This window comes from Escherichia albertii (assembly GCF_028622335.1).
Taxonomy (GTDB): Bacteria; Pseudomonadota; Gammaproteobacteria; order Enterobacterales; family Enterobacteriaceae; genus Escherichia; species Escherichia albertii.
In genome coordinates, this window is sequence record NZ_CP117568.1 from 3153411 (window position 1) to 3175041 (window position 21631).

Genomic DNA, 21631 nt, shown 5'->3' on the forward strand with positions numbered 1-21631 from the left:
CGGGAAAACCTTCACGATTAACCCTTAATTTCAGGAAAAACTATGCGCCAGGAAACCCGCTTTAAATTTAATGCCTACCTGTCCCGTGTTGCCGAGCTGAACGGCATCGATGCCGGTGATGTGTCGAAAAAATTCACCGTTGAACCGTCGGTCACCCAGACCCTGATGAACACCATGCAGGAGTCCTCTGACTTTCTGACCCGCATCAATATTGTGCCGGTCAGCGAAATGAAAGGGGAAAAAATTGGTATCGGTGTCACCGGCTCCATCGCCAGCACCACCGACACCGCCGGTGGCACCGAGCGTCAGCCGAAGGACTTCTCGAAGCTGGCGTCTAACAAGTACGAATGCGACCAGATTAACTTCGATTTTTATATCCGCTACAAAACGCTGGACCTGTGGGCGCGTTATCAGGATTTCCAGCTCCGTATCCGTAACGCCATTATCAAACGCCAGTCCCTTGATTTCATCATGGCCGGTTTTAACGGCGTGAAGCGTGCCGAAACCTCTGACCGCAGCAGCAATCCGATGCTGCAGGATGTGGCGGTCGGCTGGCTGCAGAAATACCGCAATGAAGCCCCGGCGCGCGTGATGAGCAAGGTCACTGACGAGGAAGGGCACACCACCTCTGAGGTCATCCGCGTGGGTAAGGGCGGTGATTATGCCAGCCTTGATGCACTGGTGATGGATGCGACCAACAACCTGATTGAGCCGTGGTATCAGGAAGACCCTGACCTTGTGGTGATTGTGGGACGTCAGCTACTGGCGGACAAGTATTTTCCCATCGTCAACAAGGAGCAGGACAACAGCGAAATGCTGGCCGCTGACGTCATCATCAGCCAGAAACGCATCGGCAACCTGCCAGCGGTACGCGTCCCGTACTTCCCGGCGGATGCGATGCTCATCACGAAGCTGGAAAACCTGTCCATCTACTACATGGATGACAGCCATCGCCGCGTGATTGAGGAAAACCCGAAACTCGACCGCGTGGAGAACTACGAGTCAATGAACATTGATTACGTGGTGGAGGACTACGCCGCCGGTTGTCTGGTGGAAAAAATTAAGGTCGGTGATTTCTCCACACCGGCTAAAGCGACCGCAGAGCCGGGAGCGTAACCGATGACGAGTCCCGCACAGCGCCACATGATGCGGGTCTCGGCAGCAATGACCGCGCAGCGGGAAGCCGCCCCGCTGCGACATGCAACTGTCTATGAGCAGATGCTGGTTAAGCTCGCCGCAGACCAGCGCACACTGAAAGCGATTTATTCAAAAGAGCTGAAGGCCGCGAAAAAGCGCGAACTGCTGCCGTTCTGGTTGCCGTGGGTGAACGGCGTGCTGGAGCAGGGCAAAGGTGCACAGGATGACATTCTGATGACGGTCATGCTGTGGCGTCTGGATACCGGCGATATTGCCGGTGCGCTGGAGATTGCCCGTTATGCCCTGAAGTACGGTCTGACCATGCCGGGTAAACACCGCCGCACCCCGCCGTACATGTTCACCGAGGAGGTGGCGCTTGCGGCCATGCGTGCCCACGCTGCCGGTGAGTCTGTGGATACCCGCCTGCTGACGGAGACCCTTGAACTGACCGCCACGGCTGACATGCCTGATGAAGTGCGCGCAAAGCTGCACAAAATCACCGGTCTGTTTCTGCGTGACGGTGGTGATGCCGCCGGTGCGCTGGCTCACCTGCAGCGTGCGACACAGCTCGACTGTCAGGCAGGCGTCAAAAAAGAGATTGAACGACTGGAGCGGGAGCTGAAACCGAAGCCGGAGCCGCAGCCCAAAGCGGCCACCCGTACCCCGCGTAAGACCCGGAGCGTGACACCGGCAAAACGTGGACGCCAGAAAAAGAAAGCCAGTTAACAACCGAATGCGCCCCGCGCCAGGGCGGCACGCCGGTCAGTGAGGGTGAATCACCTGACGCTGTACCGGCGTCCACCGCCCGACTTTTCAGAGGTAGTCATGATGACGCTGATTATTCCGCGAAAGGAGGCTCCCGTGTCCGGTGAGGGTACGGTGGTCATCCCGCAACCGGCAGACGACGAGCCGGTGATTAAAAACACGTTCTTTTTTCCCGATATCGACCCGAAGCGCGTCCGGGAACGTATGCGCCTTGAGCAGACCGTCGCCCCCGCCCGTCTGCGTGAGGCCATCAAGTCAGGCATGGCGGAGACGAATGCGGAGCTGTACGAGTACCGCGAACAGAAAATTGCCGCCGGTTTTACGCGTCTGGCGGACGTTCCGGCGGACGACATCGACGGTGAAAGCATCAAAGTTTTTTACTACGAGCGCGCCGTGTGTGCGATGGCGACCGCGTCGCTTTATGAGCGTTACCGCGGCGTGGATGCCAGTGCGAAAGGCGACAAGAAGGCCGACAGCATTGACAGCACCATTGATGAGCTGTGGCGGGATATGCGCTGGGCAGTGGCGCGCATCCAGGACAAGCCGCGCTGCATCGTGAGTCAAATCTGATGAAGACCTTTGCGCTACAGGGCGACACGCTCGACGCCATTTGTGTCCGGTATTACGGGCGCACTGAGGGCGTGGTTGAGAACGTGCTCGCCGCAAATCCGGGACTGGCTGAACTGGGTGCGGTGCTGCCGCACGGCACCGCCGTCGAACTGCCCGACGTTCAGACCGCGCCCGTGGCTGAAACTGTCAATCTGTGGGAGTAACGCATGACAGCAGAAGAAAAAAGCGTCCTGTCGCTTTTCATGATTGGGGTGCTGATTGTTGTCGGCAAGGTGCTTGCCGGTGGTGAACCCATCACCCCGCGTCTGTTTATCGGGCGCATGTTGCTCGGTGGTTTTGTATCGATGGTTGCCGGTGTTGTTCTGGTGCAGTTTCCTGACCTGTCGCTGCCTGCGGTGTGCGGCATCGGCTCCATGCTGGGTATCGCCGGTTATCAGGTGATTGAGATTGCCATTCAGCGCCGTTTTAAGGGCAGGGGGAAACAGTAATGCCGGTAATTAACACGCATCAGAATATCGCTGCCTTTCTCGACATGCTGGCCGTGTCCGAAGGGACGGCGAATCATCCGCTGACGAAAAACCGGGGCTATGACGTGATAGTCACCGGACTGGACGGGAAGCCGGAAATTTTCACCGACTACAGTGACCACCCGTTCGCACATGGCCGACCGGCGAAGGTGTTTAACCGTCGCGGTGAAAAATCCACGGCCTCCGGTCGCTATCAGCAGCTTTACCTGTTCTGGCCGCACTACCGCAAACAGCTTGCCCTGCCGGATTTCAGTCCGTTGTCACAGGACAGGCTCGCCATTCAGTTGATCCGCGAACGCGGTGCACTGGATGACATCCGGGCGGGACGCATTGAGCGCGCCATTTCACGCTGTCGCAATATCTGGGCGTCCCTGCCGGGTGCCGGTTACGGTCAGCGTGAGCATTCACTGGAAAAACTGGTCACCGTCTGGCGTACCGCTGGCGGCGTACCGGCTTAAACGGAGTAAACACCATGAAGAAATTATCCCTTTCACTGATGCTGAACGTGTCGCTGGCGCTGATGCTGGCACTGTCCCTGATTTACCCGCAGAGCGTGGCCGTCAGTTTTGTCGCCGCCTGGGCGATTCTGGAGACGGTTATCTGTGTGGTTGCCGGTGGTGTCGGGGGGTATGCCACTGAGTATGTGCTGGAACGCTACGGGCGGGAGCTGCCGCCGGAATCGCTGGCCGTGAAGATTGTCACGTCGCTGTTTTTGCAGCCGGTGCCGTGGCGCAGGCGGGCAGCGGCTCTGGTGGTGATGGTGGCGACGTTTATCTCGCTGGTCGCTGCCGGGTGGATTTTTACTGCGCTGATTTACCTCGTGGCGTCGGTGTTCTTCCGGCTGATACGTACGGCCTGCCGTCAGCGTTTTGAGGGGCGGGAACCATGTCAAAGCTGATGATTGTGATGGTTGTGTTGTTATCGCTGGCGGTGGCGGGGCTGTTTCTGGCGAAGCATGAAAACGCCAGCCTGCGCGCCTCGCTGGACAGGGCGAACAACGTCGCCAGCGGGCAGCAGACGACCATCACCATGCTGAAAAACCAGCTTCATGTTGCACTCACCAGGGCAGACAAAAACGAGCTGGCGCAGGTGGCACTGCGTCAGGAACTGGAGAACGCCGCGAAGCGTGAAGCACAGCGCGAGAAAACCATCACGAGGTTACTGAATGAAAACGAAGATTTTCGCCGCTGGTACGGTGCTGACCTGCCTGATGCTGTGCGCCGGTTGCACCAGCGCCCCGCCTGCACCGACGCCAGTGATTGTCCACAACGCCTGCCCGAAAGTGAGCCTTTGCCCGATGCCGGGCAGTGACCCGGAGACGAACGGCGATTTAAGTGCTGATATCCGGCAGCTTGAGAACGCGCTGGCACGCTGTGCCAGCCAGGTAAAAATGATTAAACACTGTCAGGACGAAAACGATGCTCAAACCCGACAGCCTGCGCAGGGCGCTGACTGATGCCGTCACGGTGCTGAAAACTAACCCCGATATGCTGCGGATATTCGTGGATAACGGGAGTATTGCCTCCACACTGGCGGCGTCGTTGTCATTCGAAAAGCGTTACACGCTCAATGTGATTGTGACCGACTTTACCGGTGATTTTGACCTGCTCATCGTGCCGGTGCTGGCGTGGCTGCGGGAAAATCAGCCCGACATCATGACCACCGACGCAGGCCAGAAAAAGGGCTTCACGTTTTATGCAGACATCAACAATGACAGCAGCTTTGATATCAGCATCAGCCTGATGCTGACCGAGCGCACGCTGGTCAGTGAGGTGGACGGTGCGCTGCATGTGAAGAATATCCCGGAACCTCCGCCGCCGGAGTCGGTCACCCGCCCGATGGAGCTTTATATCAATGGCGAACTGGTGAGCAAGTGGGATGAATGAGTTTAAGCGTTTTGAAGACCGGCTGACCGGACTGATTGAGTCGCTGTCACCGTCAGGGCGTCGGCGACTGAGTGCCGAACTGGCAAAACGTCTGCGGCAGAGTCAGCAGCGTCGGGTGATGGCACAGAAAGCCCCGGACGGCACACCCTACGCGCCACGCCAGCAGCAGAGCGCCAGAAAAAAGACCGGTCGTGTTAAGCGAAAAATGTTTGCGAAACTTATCACCAGTCGTTTTTTGCATATCCGCGCCAGCCCGGAGCAGGCATCAATGGAATTTTACGGCGGGAAGTCGCCGAAAATCGCCAGTGTGCATCAGTTTGGTCTGTCGGAAGAAAACCGGAAAGACGGTAAGAAAATTGATTATCCGGCGCGTCCTCTGCTCGGCTTTACCGGTGAGGATGTGCAGATGATTGAAGAGATTATCCTGGCTCACCTTGAGCGTTAGTTGTGCCATCCCCGACACCTCATCGTCACATTGCCGCCGGTATGACCCGGCGGCATCCTTCCCGTTATGAACACTCTCGCAAATATTCAGGAACTTGCGCGCGCACTGCGCAACATGATTCGTACCGGCCTTGTCGTCGAAACCAACCTTAAAGCCGGTCGCTGCCGTGTGCAGACCGGCGGCATGTGCACCGACTGGCTTCAGTGGCTGACCCATCGCGCCGGACGTTCGCGCACATGGTGGGCACCTTCCGTGGGGGAGCAGGTGCTGATTCTGGCCGTGGGCGGTGAACTCGACACGGCATTCGTTCTGCCGGGGATTTATTCCGGCGATAACCCTGCGCCGTCTGCGTCGGCGGATGCCCTGCATATCCGTTTCCCTGACGGGGCGGTGATTGAGTATGAACCCGAAACCAGTGCACTCACGGTAAGCGGAATTAAAACGGCCAGCGTGACGGCTTCTGATTCTGTTACCGCCACGGTGCCGGTGGTCATGGTGAAAGCATCAACCCGCGTCACCCTGGACACGCCGGAGGTGGTCTGCACCAACAGGCTGATTACCGGCACGCTGGAAGTGCAGAAGGGCGGGACGATGCGCGGCAACATTGAACACACCGGCGGTGAACTCTCATCAAACGGTAAGGTACTGCATACCCATAAACACCCCGGCGACAGCGGCGGCACAACCGGGAGTCCTCTATGACTGCGCGTTATCTCGGAATGAATCGCAGTGATGGCCTGACTGTCACCGACCTTGAGCATATCAGCCAGAGTATTGGCGATATCCTGCGCACACCGGTCGGCTCACGGGTGATGCGTCGTGATTACGGCTCGTTGCTGGTGTCAATGATTGACCAGCCGCAGACCCCGGCGCTTGAGTTGCAGATTAAGGTCGCCTGTTACATGGCGGTGCTGAAATGGGAACCCCGCGTCACGCTGTCATCTGTCACCACGGCGCGCAGTTTTGACGGGCGAATGACGGTCACGTTAACCGGCCAACACAACGACACCGGCCAGCCACTTTCGTTAACCATCCCTGTGAGTTGAAACCATGCCGATTATCGACCTGAACCAGCTACCCGCACCGGATGTGGTCGAGGAGCTGGACTTTGAAACCATTCTCGCTGAACGCAAGGCGACACTGATTTCCCTTTACCCGGAAGACCAGCAGGAGGCGGTCGCCCGTACCCTGACGCTGGAATCTGAGCCTCTCGTCAAACTGCTGGAGGAAAATGCTTATCGTGAGCTTATCTGGCGTCAGCGTGTGAATGAGGCTGCACGGGCGGTGATGCTGGCCTGTGCGGCCGGTAATGACCTTGATGTGATTGGTGCCAATTACAACACCACGCGCCTGACTATCACCCCGGCAGACGATTCGACCATCCCGCCGACACCGGCAGTGATGGAATCTGACACCGATTATCGGCTGCGTATTCAGCAGGCGTTTGAAGGTTTAAGCGTTGCCGGGTCGGTGGGTGCCTATCAGTATCATGGTCGCAGTGCCGACGGGCGCGTCGCAGATATCTCTGTCACCAGTCCGTCTCCGGCCTGCGTCACCATCTCCGTGCTGTCACGTGAAAATAACGGTGTTGCATCCGAAGACCTGCTGGCCGTGGTGCGTAACGCCCTTAATGGCGAGGACGTCAGGCCGGTGGCCGACCGCGTGACCGTGCAGTCTGCCGCCATTGTTGAATATCAGATAAACGCCACGCTTTACCTTTACCCAGGTCCCGAAAGCGAACCCATCCGCGCTGCTGCCGTGAAAAAACTGGAAGCGTACATCACGGCACAGCACCGGCTTGGGCGCGACATCCGTCTGTCTGCCATTTATGCCGCTTTGCATGTGGAAGGTGTGCAGCGTGTCGAACTGACTGCACCTCTGGCTGACATCGTGCTCAACAGTACGCAGGCGTCTTTCTGTACCGAATACCGCGTCGTGACCGGAGGCTCGGATGAGTGATTCGCGACTGCTGCCGACCGGCTCATCACCGCTTGAAGTCGCCGCCGCAAAAGCCTGTGCGGAAATTGAAAAAACGCCGGTCAGTATTCGTGAGCTGTGGAACCCGGACGCCTGTCCGGCAAATCTGCTGCCGTGGCTGGCGTGGGCGTTTTCGGTCGACAGGTGGGATGAAAAGTGGCCGGAAGCGACAAAACGCGCTGTTATCCGCGATGCCTATTTCATCCACTGTCATAAAGGCACTATAGGTGCAATCCGGCGTGTGGTGGAGCCGCTCGGCTATCTCATCAACGTGACGGAGTGGTGGGAAAACAGTGACCCGCCCGGCACCTTCCGGCTTGATATTGGTGTACTGGAAAGTGGCATCACAGAGGAAATGTATCTGGAAATGGAGAGGCTGATTGCTGATGCCAAACCTGCAAGCCGTCACCTTATTGGTCTGAACATTACCCAGGACATTCCCGGCCACCTGTTCGCCGGTGGTGTGGCTTACGACGGCGATGTCATTACGGTTTACCCCGGATAAGTGAGGAATAATGAGCACAAAATTCAAAACCGTTATCACCACTGCCGGTGCAGCAAAGCTGGCAGCGGCAACCGCGCCGGGAGGGCGGAAGGTCAACATTACCACGATGGCCGTCGGGGATGGTGGTGGTAAATTGCCTGTCCCGGATGCCGGACAGACAAAACTTGTTAATGAGGTCTGGCGACATACCCTGAATAAAATCAGTCAGGACAATCGACACAGTAATTATATTATCGCAGAGCTGGTTATCCCGCCGGAGGTGGGCGGTTTCTGGATGCGTGAGCTTGGCCTGTACGATGATGCGGGAACGTTAATTGCCGTGGCGAACATGGCCGAAAGTTATAAGCCAGCCCTTGCCGAAGGCTCAGGGCGTTCGCAGACCTGTCGCATGGTCATCATCGTCAGCAGTGTGGCCTCAGTGGAACTGACCATTGACACCACAACGGTGATGGCGACGCAGGATTACGTTGATGACAAAATTGCAGAGCACGAACAGTCACGACGTCACCCGGACGCCTCGCTGACCGCAAAAGGTTTTACTCAGTTAAGCAGCGCGACCAACAGCACGTCTGAAACACTGGCCGCAACACCGAAAGCGGTAAAGGACGCCTATGACCTTGCTAACGGGAAATATACCGCACAGGACGCCAGCACGGGGCGAAAAGGTCTTGTTCAGCTAAGTAGTGCCATCAACAGCGAATCTGAGACGCTCGCAGCAACGCCAAAGGCGGTTAAGACAGCATATGACCTTGCTAATGGCAAATACACTGCACAGGACGCCACCGCGGCACGAAAAGGGATTGTTCAGTTAAGCAGCGCCACTAACAGTGACTCTGAAACGCTTGCGGCAACGCCGAAAGCGGTGAAAGCTGCGAATGACAATGCGAATGGGCGGGTGCCTTCTGTCCGCAAGGTGAATGGTAAGGCACTTTCAGAGGATATAACACTGACGCCGAAGGATATCGGTACGCTTAACTCAACAACTATGTCATTCATCGGTGGTGCTGGTTGGTTCAAATTAGCAACGGTAACCATGCCACAGGAGAGTTCTGTTGTTTCAATTACGTTGATTGGTGGCGCTGGATATAACGTCGGTTCACCTCAACAGGCAGGTATATCTGAACTTGTTTTGCGTGCAGGTAATGGTAATCCGAAGGGGATTACTGGTGCTTTATGGCAGCGCACATCGACAGGGTTTACAAATTTTGCCTGGGTCAATACATCTGGTGATACTTACGATATTTACGTTGCAATCGGAAATTATGCGACTGGTGTAAATATTCAATGGGATTATACCAGTAATGCCAGCGTGACGATTCATACGTCACCAGCATATTCTGCTAATAAGCCGGAAGGGTTAACGGACGGTACAGTTTATTCACTCTATACGCCATCAGAGCAGTTTTATCCGCCTGGCGCACCAATCCCGTGGCCATCAGATACCGTTCCGTCTGGCTATGCCCTGATGCAGGGGCAGACTTTTGACAAATCTGCATACCCGAAACTTGCAGCGGCTTATCCGTCAGGCGTTATTCCTGATATGCGTGGCTGGACGATTAAGGGCAAACCCGCCAGTGGTCGCGCCGTATTATCACAGGAACAGGACGGAATTAAATCACATACCCACAGTGCCAGTGCATCCAGTACGGATTTAGGGACGAAAACAACCAGTTCGTTTGATTACGGGACAAAAACGGTCAGCACGTTTAACCACGGCACAAAAACGACAAACAATACGGGAGCGCATACACACACTGTCGGTGGTCGTTACGGTGGTGACTCCATCGGGGGTAAACAACGCGTACAGGTATCAGGAACCAACCAGGTGTCAAGCTCTGCGGGAGCACACGCCCATACAGTCGACATTGGTCAGCATAATCACACGGTTGGCATTGGTGCTCACAGCCATTCCATTGCGATTGGCGCGCATAGTCATACCGTCACTGTAAGTGCCACAGGTAATTCAGAGAACACCGTCAAAAACGTTGCGTATAACTATATTGTGAGGCTGGCATAATGACTTTCAGAATGAGTGCAGAGGCACAAACTATTCGCGTATTCAATTTACTGGATGGAAGCAATGAATTTATTGGCGAAAGCGATGCATATATTCCACCGTATACAGGTCTTCCTGCAAACAGTACAGACATTGCACCTCCAGATATTCCGGCTGGCTATGCTGCCGTTTTCAATGCAGACGAAATGAAATGGGAACTGATGGAAGACCATCGCGGAAAGACTGTCTATGAAACAAAAACAGGAGCAGCCATTTATATTTCTGAACTTGGCTCATTACCATCTGATGTAACAACAATTTCCCCGACCGGCAACTATCAGAAATGGAACGGGAATGTGTGGGTGGACGATGAGAGCGCAGAGCGTGATGCGCTTGTCAGGGAGGCTGAGTCTCAGAAGAAAGAGCAGACCGCATATGCAGGCGAAATTATTGCCACTTTGCAGGATGCAGTCGATTTAGATATGGCTACCGAAGAAGAAAAATTAAGTCTGACAAAATGGAAAAAATACCGGGTATTACTTAACCGCGTTCAGCCGGAAGATGCTCCGAATATAGAATGGCCGGAACTACCGCAATAAACACAGGCGGGCTGATTGCCCGCCTTTTCTTTATCTGTTGTTTCATCCACTGACCATCCAGGCCAAATAGCGTCTCATGCTCTGCACAACAGACAATAGTTGCACCCATTAACCACGGAGTTAAACGGATGAGTGACTATCATCACGGCGTGCAGGTGCTGGAGATTAACGACGGCACCCGCGTCATTTCCACCGTATCCACTGCCATTGTCGGCATGGTCTGCACGGCCAGCGATGCGGATGCGGAAACCTTCCCCCTCAATAAACCGGTGCTGATTACCAATGTGCAGAGCGCAATTGCAAAGGCCGGTAAAAAAGGCACGCTGGCGGCGTCGTTGCAGGCCATCGCTGACCAGTCAAAACCGGTCACCGTTGTCGTGCGCGTAGAAGACGGCACCGGCGACGACGAAGAAACGAAACTCGCGCAGACCGTTTCCAATATCATTGGCACCACCGACGAAAACGGTCAGTACACCGGACTGAAAGCCCTGCTGGCGGCGGAGTCGGTAACCGGTGTTAAACCGCGTATTCTCGGTGTGCCGGGACTGGACACCAAAGAGGTGGCTGTTGCACTGGCATCCGTCTGTCAGAAGCTGCGCGCTTTCGGGTATATCAGCGCATGGGGCTGTAAAACCATTTCCGAGGTGAAAGCCTACCGCCAGAATTTCAGCCAGCGTGAGCTGATGGTCATCTGGCCGGATTTCCTCGCATGGGATACGGTCACCAGTACCACCTCCACCGCGTATGCCACCGCCCGTGCACTGGGGCTGCGTGCCAAAATCGACCAGGAGCAGGGCTGGCATAAAACGCTGTCCAATGTCGGGGTGAACGGTGTTACCGGCATCAGCGCATCTGTATTCTGGGATTTGCAGGAGTCCGGCACCGATGCTGACCTGCTTAACGAGTCAGGCGTCACTACGCTGATTCGCCGCGACGGTTTCCGCTTCTGGGGTAACCGTACCTGCTCTGATGACCCGCTGTTCCTCTTTGAAAACTACACCCGCACCGCTCAGGTGCTGGCCGACACGATGGCTGAGGCGCACATGTGGGCGGTGGATAAGCCCATCACCGCAACGCTGATTCGCGACATCGTTGACGGCATCAATGCCAAATTCCGCGAGCTGAAAACAAACGGCTATATCGTGGATGGCTCATGCTGGTTCAGCGAAGAATCCAACGATGCGGAAACCCTCAAGGCCGGAAAACTGTATATCGACTACGACTATACACCGGCGCCTCCTCTCGAAAACCTGACCCTGCGCCAGCGTATTACCGATAAATACCTGGCGAATCTGGTCACCTCGGTTAACAGCAATTAAGGAGCCTGACCGATGGCAATGCCGCGCAAACTCAAGTTAATGAACGTCTTTCTGAACGGCTACAGCTATCAGGGCGTTGCAAAGTCCGTCACGCTGCCAAAACTGACCCGTAAGCTAGAAAACTATCGCGGTGCGGGGATGAACGGCAGCGCACCGGTAGACCTCGGCCTTGATGACGATGCGCTGTCAATGGAGTGGTCGCTCGGGGGCTTCCCGGATTCGGTTATCTGGGAGCTTTACGCCGCAACCGGTGTGGATGCCGTACCGATTCGTTTTGCTGGCTCTTACCAGCGCGACGATACCGGCGAAACGGTGGCCGTCGAGGTGGTCATGCGTGGACGTCAGAAAGAAATCGACACCGGCGAGGGGAAACAGGGAGAAGACACTGAGTCGAAAATCTCCGTGGTCTGCACCTATTTCCGGCTGACGATGGACGGTAAGGAGCTGGTCGAAATCGACACCATCAACATGATTGAGAAGGTGAACGGCGTCGACCGGCTGGAGCAACACCGCCGTAATATCGGCCTGTGATTTTCATCCGGTCAGCCAGGCTGACCGGTTAACCCTGATTCAGAAGTGAGAAAACCATGAACAAAGAAAATGTGATTACCCTGGAAAATCCGGTCAAACGTGGTGAGCAGGTTATCAAACAGGTCACGCTGATGAAACCTAATGCCGGGACGCTTCGCGGTGTCAGTCTGGCTTCGGTCGCACACTCCGAAGTCGATGCACTTATTAAGGTGCTGCCGCGCATGACGGCACCGATGCTGACCGAGCAGGAAGTCGCCGCGCTGGAACTGCCTGACCTTGTGGAACTGGCCGGTAAGGTGGTCGGTTTTTTGTCGCCGAACTCGGTGCAGTGACGTTCCCGAAAAATCTCTCGGTCGATGACCTGATGGCGGATGTGGCAGTGATATTTCACTGGCCGCCATCAGAACTGTATCCCATGAGCCTGACCGAACTCATCACATGGCGCGAAAAGGCGCTCCAACGAAGCGGAAACACGAATGAGTAACAATGTAAAATTACAGGTATTGCTCAGGGCTGTTGACCAGGCATCCCGCCCGTTTAAATCCATCCGCACAGCGAGCAAGTCGCTGTCGGGGGATATCCGGGAAACACAAAAATCACTGCGCGAGCTGAACGGTCACGCATCCCGTATTGAGGGATTCCGCAAGACCAGTGCACAGCTCGCCGTGACTGGTCAGGAACTGAAAAAAGCCAGACAGGAAGCCGCAGCTCTGGCTGTCCAGTTTAAAAATACTGAACGACCGACAAATGCACAGGCAAAGGCAATGGAAGCCGCGCGTAAAAATGCGTCTGAGTTACAGGCGAAATATAACAGCCTGAGATTGTCGGTACAGCGACAGCGTCAGGAGTTGAGTCAGGCGGGTATTAATACCCGTAATCTGGCGCATGATGAACGAGGGCTGAAAAACCGTATCAGTGAAACCACCGCACAGCTTAACCGTCAGCGTGACGCGCTGGCGCGTGTCAGTGCGCAACAGGCAAAACTTAACGCAGTAAAACAGCGTTATCAGGCAGGCAAGGAACTGGCCGGAAATATGGCCTCGGTAGGCGCTGCCGGTGTGGGGATTGCGGCGGCGGGAACGATGGCCGGAGTTAAGCTGCTGATGCCCGGTTATGAGTTTGCGCAGAAAAACTCAGAATTACAGGCTGTGCTCGGAGTGGCAAAAGACTCCGCCGAAATGGCCGCGCTCCGCAAACAGGCGCGCCAGCTCGGCGACAACACCGCCGCCTCGGCGGACGATGCAGCCGGTGCGCAGATTATTATTGCGAAAGCCGGTGGGGATGTTGATGCCATTCAGGCGGCAACGCCGGTCACGCTGAATATGGCGCTGGCAAACCGTCGTACGATGGAAGAAAACGCTGCCCTGCTGATGGGGATGAAATCCGCCTTTCAGCTTTCAAACGATAAGGTCGCTCATATCGGGGATGTTCTCTCCATGACGATGAACAAAACCGCCGCCGATTTTGACGGCATGAGCGATGCGCTGACCTATGCCGCACCTGTGGCAAAAAATGCCGGTGTCAGCATTGAAGAAACCGCCGCAATGGTCGGGGCGCTGCATGATGCAAAAATCACAGGCTCAATGGCGGGGACGGGAAGCCGTGCCGTGTTAAGTCGCCTGCAGGCACCGACGGGAAAAGCATGGGATGCACTCAAAGAGCTTGGCGTGAAAACCTCAGACAGTAAGGGGAATACCCGACCAGTATTTACCATTCTGAAAGAAATGCAGGCCAGTTTTGAGAAAAACCGGCTCGGTACTGCCCAGCAGGCTGAATACATGAAAACCATTTTCGGGGAGGAGGCCAGCTCAGCCGCCGCCGTGCTGATGACTGCCGCCTCAACCGGAAAGCTGGACAAACTGACCGCTGCGTTTAAAGCCTCAGACGGGAAGACCGCCGAGCTGGTAAATATCATGCAGGACAACCTCGGCGGTGACTTTAAGGAGTTTCAGTCCGCTTATGAGGCGGTGGGGACAGACCTGTTTGACCAGCAGGAAGGCGCGCTGCGTAAGCTCACGCAGACGGCCACAAAGTATGTGTTAAAACTCGACGGCTGGATACAGAAAAACAAATCACTGGCGTCAACCATTGGCCTCATTGCCGGTGGCGCGCTGGCGCTTACTGGCATCATCGGTGCAATTGGTCTTGTTGCCTGGCCGGTTATCACCGGCATCAATGCCATCATCGCGGCAGCAGGCGCAATGGGGGCAATCTTCACGACGGTTGGCAGTGCTGTTATGACGGCCATCGGGGCGATTAGCTGGCCGGTTGTGGCCGTGGTGGCCGCCATTGTCGCCGGGGCGTTGCTTATCCGTAAATACTGGGAGCCTGTCAGCGCATTCTTTGGCGGTGTGGTTGAAGGGCTGAAAGCGGCATTTGCGCCGGTGGGGGAACTGTTCACGCCACTGAAGCCGGTGTTTGACTGGCTGGGCGAAAAGTTACAGGCCGCGTGGCAGTGGTTTAAAAACCTGATTGCCCCGGTCAAAGCCACCCAGGACACCCTGAACCGTTGCCGTGACACGGGCGTCATGTTCGGGCAGGCACTGGCTGACGCGCTGATGCTGCCGCTTAATGCGTTCAACAAACTGCGCAGTGGTATTGACTGGGTACTGGAAAAACTCGGTGTTATCAACAAAGAGTCAGACACACTTGACCAGACCGCCGCCAGAACTCAAGCCGCCACGTATGGCAGCGGTGGTTATATTCCGGCGACCAGCTCTTATGCAAGCTATCAGGCTTATCAGCCGGTCACGGCACCGGCTGGCCGCTCTTATGTAGACCAGAGTAAAAACGAATATCACATCAGCCTGACGGGTGGTACTGCGCCGGGGACACAGCTCGACCGCCAGTTACAGGATGCGCTCGAAAAATACGAGCGGGATAAGCGTGCGCGCGCCCGTGCCAGCATGATGCATGACGGTTAAGGAGGTGACGAAAAATGATGCTCGCGTTAGGTATGTTTGTTTTTATGCGCCAGACGCTGCCACACCAGACCATGCAGCGTGAATCAGATTATCGCTGGCCGTCAAATTCCCGTATCGGTAAACGGGATGCCTACCAGTTTCTCGGTGTTGGTGAGGAAAACATGACGCTTGCCGGTGTGCTTTATCCCGAACTTACCGGCGGCAAGCTGACGATGACCACGCTCAGACTGATGGCAGAGGAAGGCCGGGCGTGGCCGTTGCTGGATGGTACCGGCATGATTTACGGCATGTATGTCATCAGCAGGGTGAGTGAAACAGGGAGTATTTTCTTTGCAGACGGCACACCCCGGAAAATTGATTTTACGCTGTCGCTCACCCGCGTTGATGAATCACTGGCCGCGCTTTATGGCGATATCGGTAAACAGGCGGAATCGCTCATCGGTAAGGCTGGCAGTATGGCGACCAGATTCACGGGTATGACGGGGGCGGGATAATGCTGGATGCGCTGACATTTGATGCAGGCAGTACGCTGACGCCGGATTACATGCTGATGCTCGACAGCAGGGATATTACCGGCAATATCAGCGACCGTCTGATGAGTATGACCCTGACGGATAACCGGGGCTTTGAGGCTGACCAGCTTGATATTGAACTGAACGACGCCGACGGGCAGGTCGGGCTACCGATTCGTGGCGCTGTCCTGACGGTGTATATCGGCTGGAAAGGTTTTGCCCTGGTATGCAAAGGGAAATTTACCGTTGATGAGGTTGAACACCGGGGCGCGCCGGATGTGGTTACCATCCGCGCCCGGAGTGCAGATTTCCGCGGGACGCTTAATTCCCGCCGGGAAGGCTCCTGGCATGACACCACGCTCGGCGCGATTGTTGAGGCGATAGCCTCCCGTAACAGGCTGGAAGCCAGTGTCGCTCCGTCACTGGCCGGAATTAAAATTCCGCACATCGACCAGTCGCAGGAGTCTGATGCGAAATTCCTGACCCGCCTTGCTGAACGCAACGGCGGTGAGGTGTCGGTAAAAATGGGAAAACTGCTGTTTCTCAAAGCGGGGCAGGGGGTGACGGCCAGCGGTAAAAAAATCCCGCAGATTACCATCACCCGCAGCGACGGCGACCGTCATCATTTTGCGATTGCTGACCGTGGAGCTTACACCGGCGTAACGGCAAAGTGGTTACACACCAAAGACCCGAAGCCGCAAAAGCAGAAGGTAAAACTGAAACGCAAAAAGAAAGAGAAACACCTGCGCGCACTGGAGCACCCCAAAGCGAAACCGGTCACGCAGAAGAAAGCGCCAAAAGTACCGGAAGCGCGCGAAGGTGAATACATGGCCGGTGAAGCTGACAACGTTTTTGCCCTGACTACGGTATATGCCACAAAAGCGCAGGCCATGCGCGCCGCTCAGGCAAAGTGGGATAAGCTGCAACGAGGCGTTGCGGAGTTCTCCATCAGTCTGGCTACTGGTCGGGCAGATATTTACACGGAAACGCCGGTCAAAGTGTCAGGCTTTAAGCGCGTCATAGACGAGCAGGACTGGACAATCACTAAGGTGACACATTTTCTGAATAATAGCGGCTTCACGACGTCCTTAGAGCTTGAGGTCAGGCTTTCTGATGTGGAGTACGAAACAGAAGATGATGAGTGATGTTTTTATTTTATCTGTTTGTTTTATAAGGATAAATTAAATAAAATGGCACCATCAACAAAACCGGAAGAGGTGCTCGCGATGTTTCATTGTCCTTTATGCCAGCATGCCGCACATGCGCGTACAAGTCGCTATATCACTGACACGACAAAAGAGCGTTATCACCAGTGCCAGAATGTGAATTGCAGCGCCACGTTCATCACTTATGAGTCGGTACAGCGATACATCGTGAAGCCGGGAGAAGTCCACGCCGTGAGGCCGCACCCGTTGCCGTCAGGGCAGCAAATTATGTGGATGTGATCACAAAAATAGCCCCTCAGTTGAGGGGCTTTATTTATGGTCGATGTGGACGCTATGTGGACAGTGCTTGATATAAATCCATTTATATCATCAGGTTAGGTGCTTTTTTGTGACACCATCCCTGTCTTCCCCCACATGATGTGGGGGTTTTTTTTATCCTTAATTTGCCTGTTGCTTAATGCATTGCAGATGATTTGCATCCGTTATACTACCGTCAGTTGATAGCGGGAGTATTTATGAATCAATCTTATGGACGGCTGGTCAGTCGGGCGGCAGTTGCTGCGACGGCGATGGCTTCGCTGCTATTGCTGATTAAAATTTTTGCATGGTGGTATACCGGTTCGGTGAGTATTCTTGCCGCGTTGGTCGATTCGTTAGTTGATATCGGCGCGTCGCTGACGAATTTGCTGGTGGTGCGATATTCGCTGCAGCCTGCCGACGACAATCACTCGTTTGGCCACGGTAAAGCTGAGTCCCTCGCGGCGCTGGCGCAAAGCATGTTTATCTCCGGTTCGGCGCTGTTTTTGTTTTTGACTGGCATTCAGCACTTGGTTTCTCCAACGCCGATGACAGATCCTGGGGTTGGAGTTATCGTGACTATCGTGGCGTTAATCTGCACGATCATACTTGTCTCGTTTCAGCGTTGGGTCGTGCGCAGGACGCAAAGTCAGGCTGTGCGGGCAGATATGCTACATTATCAGTCTGATGTTATGATGAACGGCGCGATTTTGCTGGCGCTGGGTTTGTCCTGGTATGGCTGGCATCGTGCTGATGCCTTGTTTGCTTTGGGAATCGGCATCTATATTTTATATAGCGCGTTACGCATGGGGTATGAGGCGATACAGTCATTGCTGGATCGCGCGCTGCCCGATGAGGAGCGACAGGAAATTTTTGATATCGTGACTTCCTGGCCGGGAGTTAGCGGTGCTCACGATCTTCGCACGCGGCAGTCAGGGCCGACTCGCTTTATTCAGATTCATTTGGAAATGGAAGACTCTCTGCCTTTGGTTCAGGCACATATGGTGGCGGATCAGGTAGAGCAGGCTATTTTACGGCGTTTTCCGGGATCGGATGTGATTATCCATCAGGATCCTTGCTCCGTCGTACCCAGGGAGAGTAAAAAGTCTACGCTTTCATGATCGGTATAAAAAGAGAGCCAGACTCGCATTTTGTGTATAAAATACCGCCATTTGGCCTGACCTGAATCAATTCAGCAGGAAGTGATTGTTATACTATTTGTACATTCGTTGGATCACTTCGATGTGCAAGAAGACTTCCGGCAACAGATTTCATTTTGCATTCCAAAGTTCAGAGGTAGTCATGATTAAGAAAATCGGTGTGTTGACAAGCGGCGGTGATGCGCCAGGCATGAACGCCGCAATTCGCGGGGTTGTTCGTTCTGCGCTGACAGAAGGTCTGGAAGTTATGGGCATTTATGACGGCTATCTGGGTCTGTATGAAGACCGCATGGTACAGCTAGACCGTTACAGCGTGTCTGACATGATCAACCGTGGCGGTACGTTCCTCGGTTCTGCACGCTTCCCGGAATTCCGCGACGAGAACATCCGCGCCGTGGCTATCGAAAACCTGAAAAAACGTGGAATTGATGCACTGGTCGTTATTGGTGGTGATGGTTCCTATATGGGGGCAATGCGTCTGACCGAAATGGGCTTCCCGTGCATCGGTCTGCCGGGCACCATCGATAACGATATCAAAGGCACTGACTACACCATCGGTTTCTTCACTGCGCTGAGCACTGTTGTAGAAGCTATCGACCGTTTGCGTGATACCTCTTCTTCTCACCAGCGTATTTCCGTGGTGGAAGTGATGGGTCGTTACTGTGGCGATCTGACGCTGGCTGCGGCTATTGCTGGTGGTTGTGAATTCGTTGTGGTTCCAGAAGTTGAATTCAGCCGTGACGACCTGGTAAATGAAATCAAAGCGGGTATCGCGAAAGGTAAAAAACACGCGATTGTGGCGATTACCGAACACATGTGCGATGTCGACGAACTGGCGCACTTTATCGAAAAAGAAACCGGTCGTGAAACTCGTGCAACTGTACTGGGCCACATTCAGCGCGGCGGTTCCCCGGTACCTTATGACCGTATTCTGGCTTCCCGTATGGGCGCTTATGCGATTGAGCTACTGCTGGCTGGTTATGGCGGTCGCTGCGTAGGTATTCAGAACGAGCAACTGGTTCACCATGACATCATTGACGCTATCGAAAACATGAAGCGTCCGTTCAAAGGCGACTGGCTGGACTGCGCGAAAAAACTGTATTAATGATTTCGGAAAAAGGCAGATTTCTTTAGCCTGAAACCGATGACAGAAGCAAAAATGCCTGATGCATTTCGCTTATCAGGCCTACATGAATTCTGCAATTTATTGAATTTGCAAGATTTTGTAGGCCTGATAAGGCGTTGACGCCGCATCCGGCATGGACAAAGCGCATTTTGTCAGCAATATGAGGCGGATTTCTTCCGCCTTTTTAACCCCCCCGATATATACCTACAAGTTATAGCCAATCTTTTTTTATTCTTTAATGTTTTATGCCCTTTCTGGCACGCTTTGATCATCACAACACAACATAAGAGAGCCGGGCGATGAACACGTGGGGCGTAGGGTTAACATTTTTGCTGGCAGCGACCAGCGTTATGGCAAAGGATATTCAGCTTCTTAACGTTTCGTATGATCCAACACGCGAGTTGTATGAGCAGTACAACAAAGCGTTCAGCGCCCACTGGAAACAGCAAACTGGCGATAACGTGGTAATTCGCCAGTCGCACGGTGGTTCAGGTAAGCAAGCGACGTCGGTAATTAATGGTATCGATGCAGATGTCGTCACGCTGGCGCTGGCTTATGACGTGGATGCCATTGCAGAACGTGGTCGTATTGATAAAAACTGGATCAAGCGCCTGCCAGATAACTCTGCGCCATACACTTCCACCATTGTATTTCTGGTGCGCAAGGGCAATCCGAAGCAAATTCACGACTGGAACGATTTGGTTAAATCGGGTGTTTCAGTGATTACGCCAAACCCAAAAAGCTCTGGCGGCGCTCGCTGGAACTATCTGGCTGCCTGGGGATACGCGCTGCATCACAATAATAACGATCAGGCAAAAGCGCAGGATTTCGTGCAGTCACTGTATAGAAACGTTGAAGTGCTGGACTCCGGCGCACGCGGTTCCACGAATACTTTTGTCGAGCGCGGTATTGGCGATGTGCTGATTGCCTGGGAAAACGAAGCACTGTTGGCGGCGAATGAGCTGGGGAAAGATAAATTCGAAATCGTTACGCCGAGTGAGTCTATTCTTGCAGAACCAACCGTGTCGGTGGTTGATAAAGTGGTAGAGGAAAAAGGGACTAAAGAGGTGGCGGAAGCCTATCTGAAGTATCTCTACTCACCAGAGGGTCAGGAGATTGCGGCCCAAAACCATTATCGCCCGCGCGATCCTGACGTGGCAAAAAAGTACGAAAATGCGTTTCCGAAGCTGAAGTTATTCACCATTGATGAAGAGTTTGGCGGTTGGGCGAAAGCGCAAAAAGCGCATTTCTCTAATGGCGGTACGTTTGACCAAATCAGCAAACGCTAATCTCCTGGATAATCACCACACCCGATCGTATTGCACGATCGGGTTTTTTATTTGTCGCGATTTTGCGTTACCCTTGCATCTCTTTGAGGTACAGGGAAAAAAAGATGAAAAAAGCGGGTCTTCTTTTTTTGGTGATGATGGTTATTGCCGTTGTAGCTACGGGTATCGGCTACTGGAAATTGACCGGCGAAGAGTCGGACACGTTACGTAAGATTGTTCTTGAGCAATGTCTGCCCAACCAGCAGGAAAACCAAAATCCGTCGCCATGTGCGGAAGTCAAACCCAACGCCGGATACGTGGTTTTTAAAGATCGTAATGGCCCACTGCAATATTTGCTGATGCCAACGTACCGTATTAACGGTACTGAAAGTCCATTGTTAACCGATCCGTCGACACCTAATTTTTTCTGGTTAGCCTGGCAGGCGCGTGATTTTATGAGTAAAGAATACGGTCAGCCTGTTCCCGATCGCGCGGTATCTCTGGCGATAAACTCCCGAACCGGGCGTACGCAAAACCATTTCCATATTCATATTTCTTGTATTCGTCCTGATGTGCGCGAACAACTGGACAATAATCTGGCGAATATCAGCAGCCGCTGGTTGCCGCTGCCTGGTGGTTTGCGTGGGCATGAATACCTGGCGCGTCGGGTAACTGAAAGCGAACTGGTACAACGCAGTCCGTTTATGATGCTGGCGGAAGAAGTGCCTGAAGCGCGGGAGCATATGGGAAGCTACGCGCTGGCGATGGTGCGGCAAAGTGATAACTCGTTTGTATTGCTGGCGACACAACGTAATTTGCTGATGTTGAATCGTGCTTCAGCCGAGGAAATTCAGGATCATCAGTGTGAGATTTTGCGTTAATCGAAGAGCGTTGGCGTAGTCAGAGGCGGGAGCTGAAAGG

Annotated in this window: 29 protein-coding genes; all 29 read left to right on the forward strand. The window is 54.2% G+C overall.

What is annotated here, in order from left to right; all coding sequences use genetic code 11:
- The first annotated feature begins 42 nt into the window (after nucleotides 1-42).
- On the forward strand, nucleotides 43-1116 hold the full coding sequence (locus PS053_RS15355) for a phage major capsid protein, P2 family (protein ID WP_001248553.1): 1074 nt from the start codon (nucleotides 43-45) through the stop codon (nucleotides 1114-1116).
- Nucleotides 1117-1119: 3 nt separating this feature from the next.
- Nucleotides 1120-1863, forward strand: a complete 744-nt coding sequence (locus tag PS053_RS15360; protein ID WP_273774184.1) for a phage terminase small subunit — start codon at nucleotides 1120-1122, stop codon at nucleotides 1861-1863.
- A 99-nt stretch (nucleotides 1864-1962) separates the two neighbouring features.
- Complete coding sequence (locus tag PS053_RS15365) at nucleotides 1963-2472, forward strand: head completion/stabilization protein (RefSeq protein WP_001538238.1); 510 nt, start codon at nucleotides 1963-1965, stop codon at nucleotides 2470-2472.
- The gene (locus tag PS053_RS15370; RefSeq protein ID WP_059253623.1) at nucleotides 2472-2675 is read left to right on the forward strand and encodes a tail protein X; all 204 of its coding nucleotides are present in this window, start codon (nucleotides 2472-2474) and stop codon (nucleotides 2673-2675) included. Before PS053_RS15365 ends, PS053_RS15370 begins: the two co-directional genes overlap by 1 nt.
- A gap of 3 nt (nucleotides 2676-2678) precedes the next feature.
- On the forward strand, nucleotides 2679-2960 hold the full coding sequence (locus PS053_RS15375) for a phage holin family protein (protein WP_000123124.1): 282 nt from the start codon (nucleotides 2679-2681) through the stop codon (nucleotides 2958-2960).
- Nucleotides 2960-3457, forward strand: coding sequence for a glycoside hydrolase family 24 protein (locus PS053_RS15380; protein ID WP_001144101.1), 498 nt, complete (start codon nucleotides 2960-2962; stop codon nucleotides 3455-3457). Before PS053_RS15375 ends, PS053_RS15380 begins: the two co-directional genes overlap by 1 nt.
- A 14-nt stretch (nucleotides 3458-3471) precedes the next feature.
- Nucleotides 3472-3897 (forward strand): DNZ54_00345 family protein, encoded by a 426-nt coding sequence (locus PS053_RS15385; RefSeq protein WP_273774209.1) that lies wholly within the window; start codon nucleotides 3472-3474, stop codon nucleotides 3895-3897.
- Nucleotides 3885-4310, forward strand: coding sequence for an Rz-like lysis system protein LysB (gene lysB, locus PS053_RS15390; protein WP_150003001.1), 426 nt, complete (start codon nucleotides 3885-3887; stop codon nucleotides 4308-4310). Before PS053_RS15385 ends, lysB begins: the two co-directional genes overlap by 13 nt.
- Nucleotides 4210-4455, forward strand: coding sequence for an Rz1-like lysis system protein LysC (gene lysC / locus PS053_RS15395; protein WP_016607902.1), 246 nt, complete (start codon nucleotides 4210-4212; stop codon nucleotides 4453-4455). Before lysB ends, lysC begins: the two co-directional genes overlap by 101 nt.
- Nucleotides 4418-4885: a phage tail protein gene (locus tag PS053_RS15400; RefSeq protein WP_150003000.1), complete on the forward strand. Its 468-nt coding sequence runs from the start codon at nucleotides 4418-4420 to the stop codon at nucleotides 4883-4885. The genes lysC and PS053_RS15400 overlap by 38 nt, the downstream gene beginning before the upstream one ends.
- Nucleotides 4878-5330 (forward strand): phage virion morphogenesis protein, encoded by a 453-nt coding sequence (locus PS053_RS15405; RefSeq protein ID WP_001001781.1) that lies wholly within the window; start codon nucleotides 4878-4880, stop codon nucleotides 5328-5330. The genes PS053_RS15400 and PS053_RS15405 overlap by 8 nt, the downstream gene beginning before the upstream one ends.
- Nucleotides 5331-5396: 66 nt before the next feature.
- Nucleotides 5397-6032, forward strand: coding sequence for a phage baseplate assembly protein V (locus PS053_RS15410; protein ID WP_001093750.1), 636 nt, complete (start codon nucleotides 5397-5399; stop codon nucleotides 6030-6032).
- Nucleotides 6029-6376 carry a GPW/gp25 family protein gene (locus PS053_RS15415; protein WP_240101914.1) on the forward strand — a complete coding sequence of 116 codons (348 nt, stop codon included), beginning with the start codon at nucleotides 6029-6031 and terminating at the stop codon, nucleotides 6374-6376. Before PS053_RS15410 ends, PS053_RS15415 begins: the two co-directional genes overlap by 4 nt.
- 4 nt (nucleotides 6377-6380) lie before the next feature.
- The gene (locus PS053_RS15420; protein ID WP_001121499.1) at nucleotides 6381-7289 is read left to right on the forward strand and encodes a baseplate assembly protein; all 909 of its coding nucleotides are present in this window, start codon (nucleotides 6381-6383) and stop codon (nucleotides 7287-7289) included.
- Nucleotides 7282-7812 carry a phage tail protein I gene (locus PS053_RS15425; protein ID WP_273774211.1) on the forward strand — a complete coding sequence of 177 codons (531 nt, stop codon included), beginning with the start codon at nucleotides 7282-7284 and terminating at the stop codon, nucleotides 7810-7812. Before PS053_RS15420 ends, PS053_RS15425 begins: the two co-directional genes overlap by 8 nt.
- Before the next feature lie 10 nt (nucleotides 7813-7822).
- A complete protein-coding gene (locus PS053_RS15430) occupies nucleotides 7823-9829 on the forward strand; it encodes a phage tail protein (RefSeq protein ID WP_273774212.1) in 2007 nt (668 codons plus the stop codon).
- Entirely contained in the window at nucleotides 9829-10407 is a 579-nt protein-coding gene (locus tag PS053_RS15435) for a tail fiber assembly protein (protein ID WP_059275711.1), read from the forward strand. Before PS053_RS15430 ends, PS053_RS15435 begins: the two co-directional genes overlap by 1 nt.
- A 128-nt stretch (nucleotides 10408-10535) precedes the next feature.
- The gene (locus PS053_RS15440) at nucleotides 10536-11726 is read left to right on the forward strand and encodes a phage tail sheath protein (RefSeq protein WP_273774214.1); all 1191 of its coding nucleotides are present in this window, start codon (nucleotides 10536-10538) and stop codon (nucleotides 11724-11726) included.
- Between the two features lie 12 nt (nucleotides 11727-11738).
- Nucleotides 11739-12257 carry a phage major tail tube protein gene (locus PS053_RS15445; RefSeq protein WP_001251408.1) on the forward strand — a complete coding sequence of 173 codons (519 nt, stop codon included), beginning with the start codon at nucleotides 11739-11741 and terminating at the stop codon, nucleotides 12255-12257.
- Between the two features lie 56 nt (nucleotides 12258-12313).
- Nucleotides 12314-12589, forward strand: coding sequence for a phage tail assembly protein (locus PS053_RS15450; protein WP_021540560.1), 276 nt, complete (start codon nucleotides 12314-12316; stop codon nucleotides 12587-12589).
- Between the two features lie 32 nt (nucleotides 12590-12621).
- Nucleotides 12622-12741 carry a GpE family phage tail protein gene (locus PS053_RS15455; protein WP_049804398.1) on the forward strand — a complete coding sequence of 40 codons (120 nt, stop codon included), beginning with the start codon at nucleotides 12622-12624 and terminating at the stop codon, nucleotides 12739-12741.
- A complete protein-coding gene (locus tag PS053_RS15460; protein ID WP_273774222.1) occupies nucleotides 12734-15181 on the forward strand; it encodes a phage tail tape measure protein in 2448 nt (815 codons plus the stop codon). The genes PS053_RS15455 and PS053_RS15460 overlap by 8 nt, the downstream gene beginning before the upstream one ends.
- Nucleotides 15182-15195: 14 nt before the next feature.
- Entirely contained in the window at nucleotides 15196-15675 is a 480-nt protein-coding gene (locus PS053_RS15465; protein WP_000978916.1) for a phage tail protein, read from the forward strand.
- Nucleotides 15675-16838: a phage late control D family protein gene (locus tag PS053_RS15470; protein WP_000882937.1), complete on the forward strand. Its 1164-nt coding sequence runs from the start codon at nucleotides 15675-15677 to the stop codon at nucleotides 16836-16838. Before PS053_RS15465 ends, PS053_RS15470 begins: the two co-directional genes overlap by 1 nt.
- Before the next feature lie 81 nt (nucleotides 16839-16919).
- The gene (gene ogrK, locus PS053_RS15475; protein WP_000468308.1) at nucleotides 16920-17138 is read left to right on the forward strand and encodes a prophage transcriptional regulator OgrK; all 219 of its coding nucleotides are present in this window, start codon (nucleotides 16920-16922) and stop codon (nucleotides 17136-17138) included.
- Nucleotides 17139-17374: 236 nt separating this feature from the next.
- Nucleotides 17375-18277, forward strand: a complete 903-nt coding sequence (fieF, locus tag PS053_RS15480) for a CDF family cation-efflux transporter FieF (protein ID WP_001076754.1) — start codon at nucleotides 17375-17377, stop codon at nucleotides 18275-18277.
- 181 nt (nucleotides 18278-18458) lie between these two features.
- Entirely contained in the window at nucleotides 18459-19421 is a 963-nt protein-coding gene (gene pfkA, locus PS053_RS15485; RefSeq protein ID WP_001355350.1) for a 6-phosphofructokinase, read from the forward strand.
- Nucleotides 19422-19741: 320 nt separating this feature from the next.
- Entirely contained in the window at nucleotides 19742-20731 is a 990-nt protein-coding gene (gene sbp / locus PS053_RS15490) for a sulfate/thiosulfate ABC transporter substrate-binding protein Sbp (protein ID WP_059217459.1), read from the forward strand.
- A 104-nt stretch (nucleotides 20732-20835) separates the two neighbouring features.
- Complete coding sequence (gene cdh, locus PS053_RS15495) at nucleotides 20836-21591, forward strand: CDP-diacylglycerol diphosphatase (RefSeq protein ID WP_054411682.1); 756 nt, start codon at nucleotides 20836-20838, stop codon at nucleotides 21589-21591.
- The last annotated feature ends 40 nt before the right edge of the window (nucleotides 21592-21631 follow it).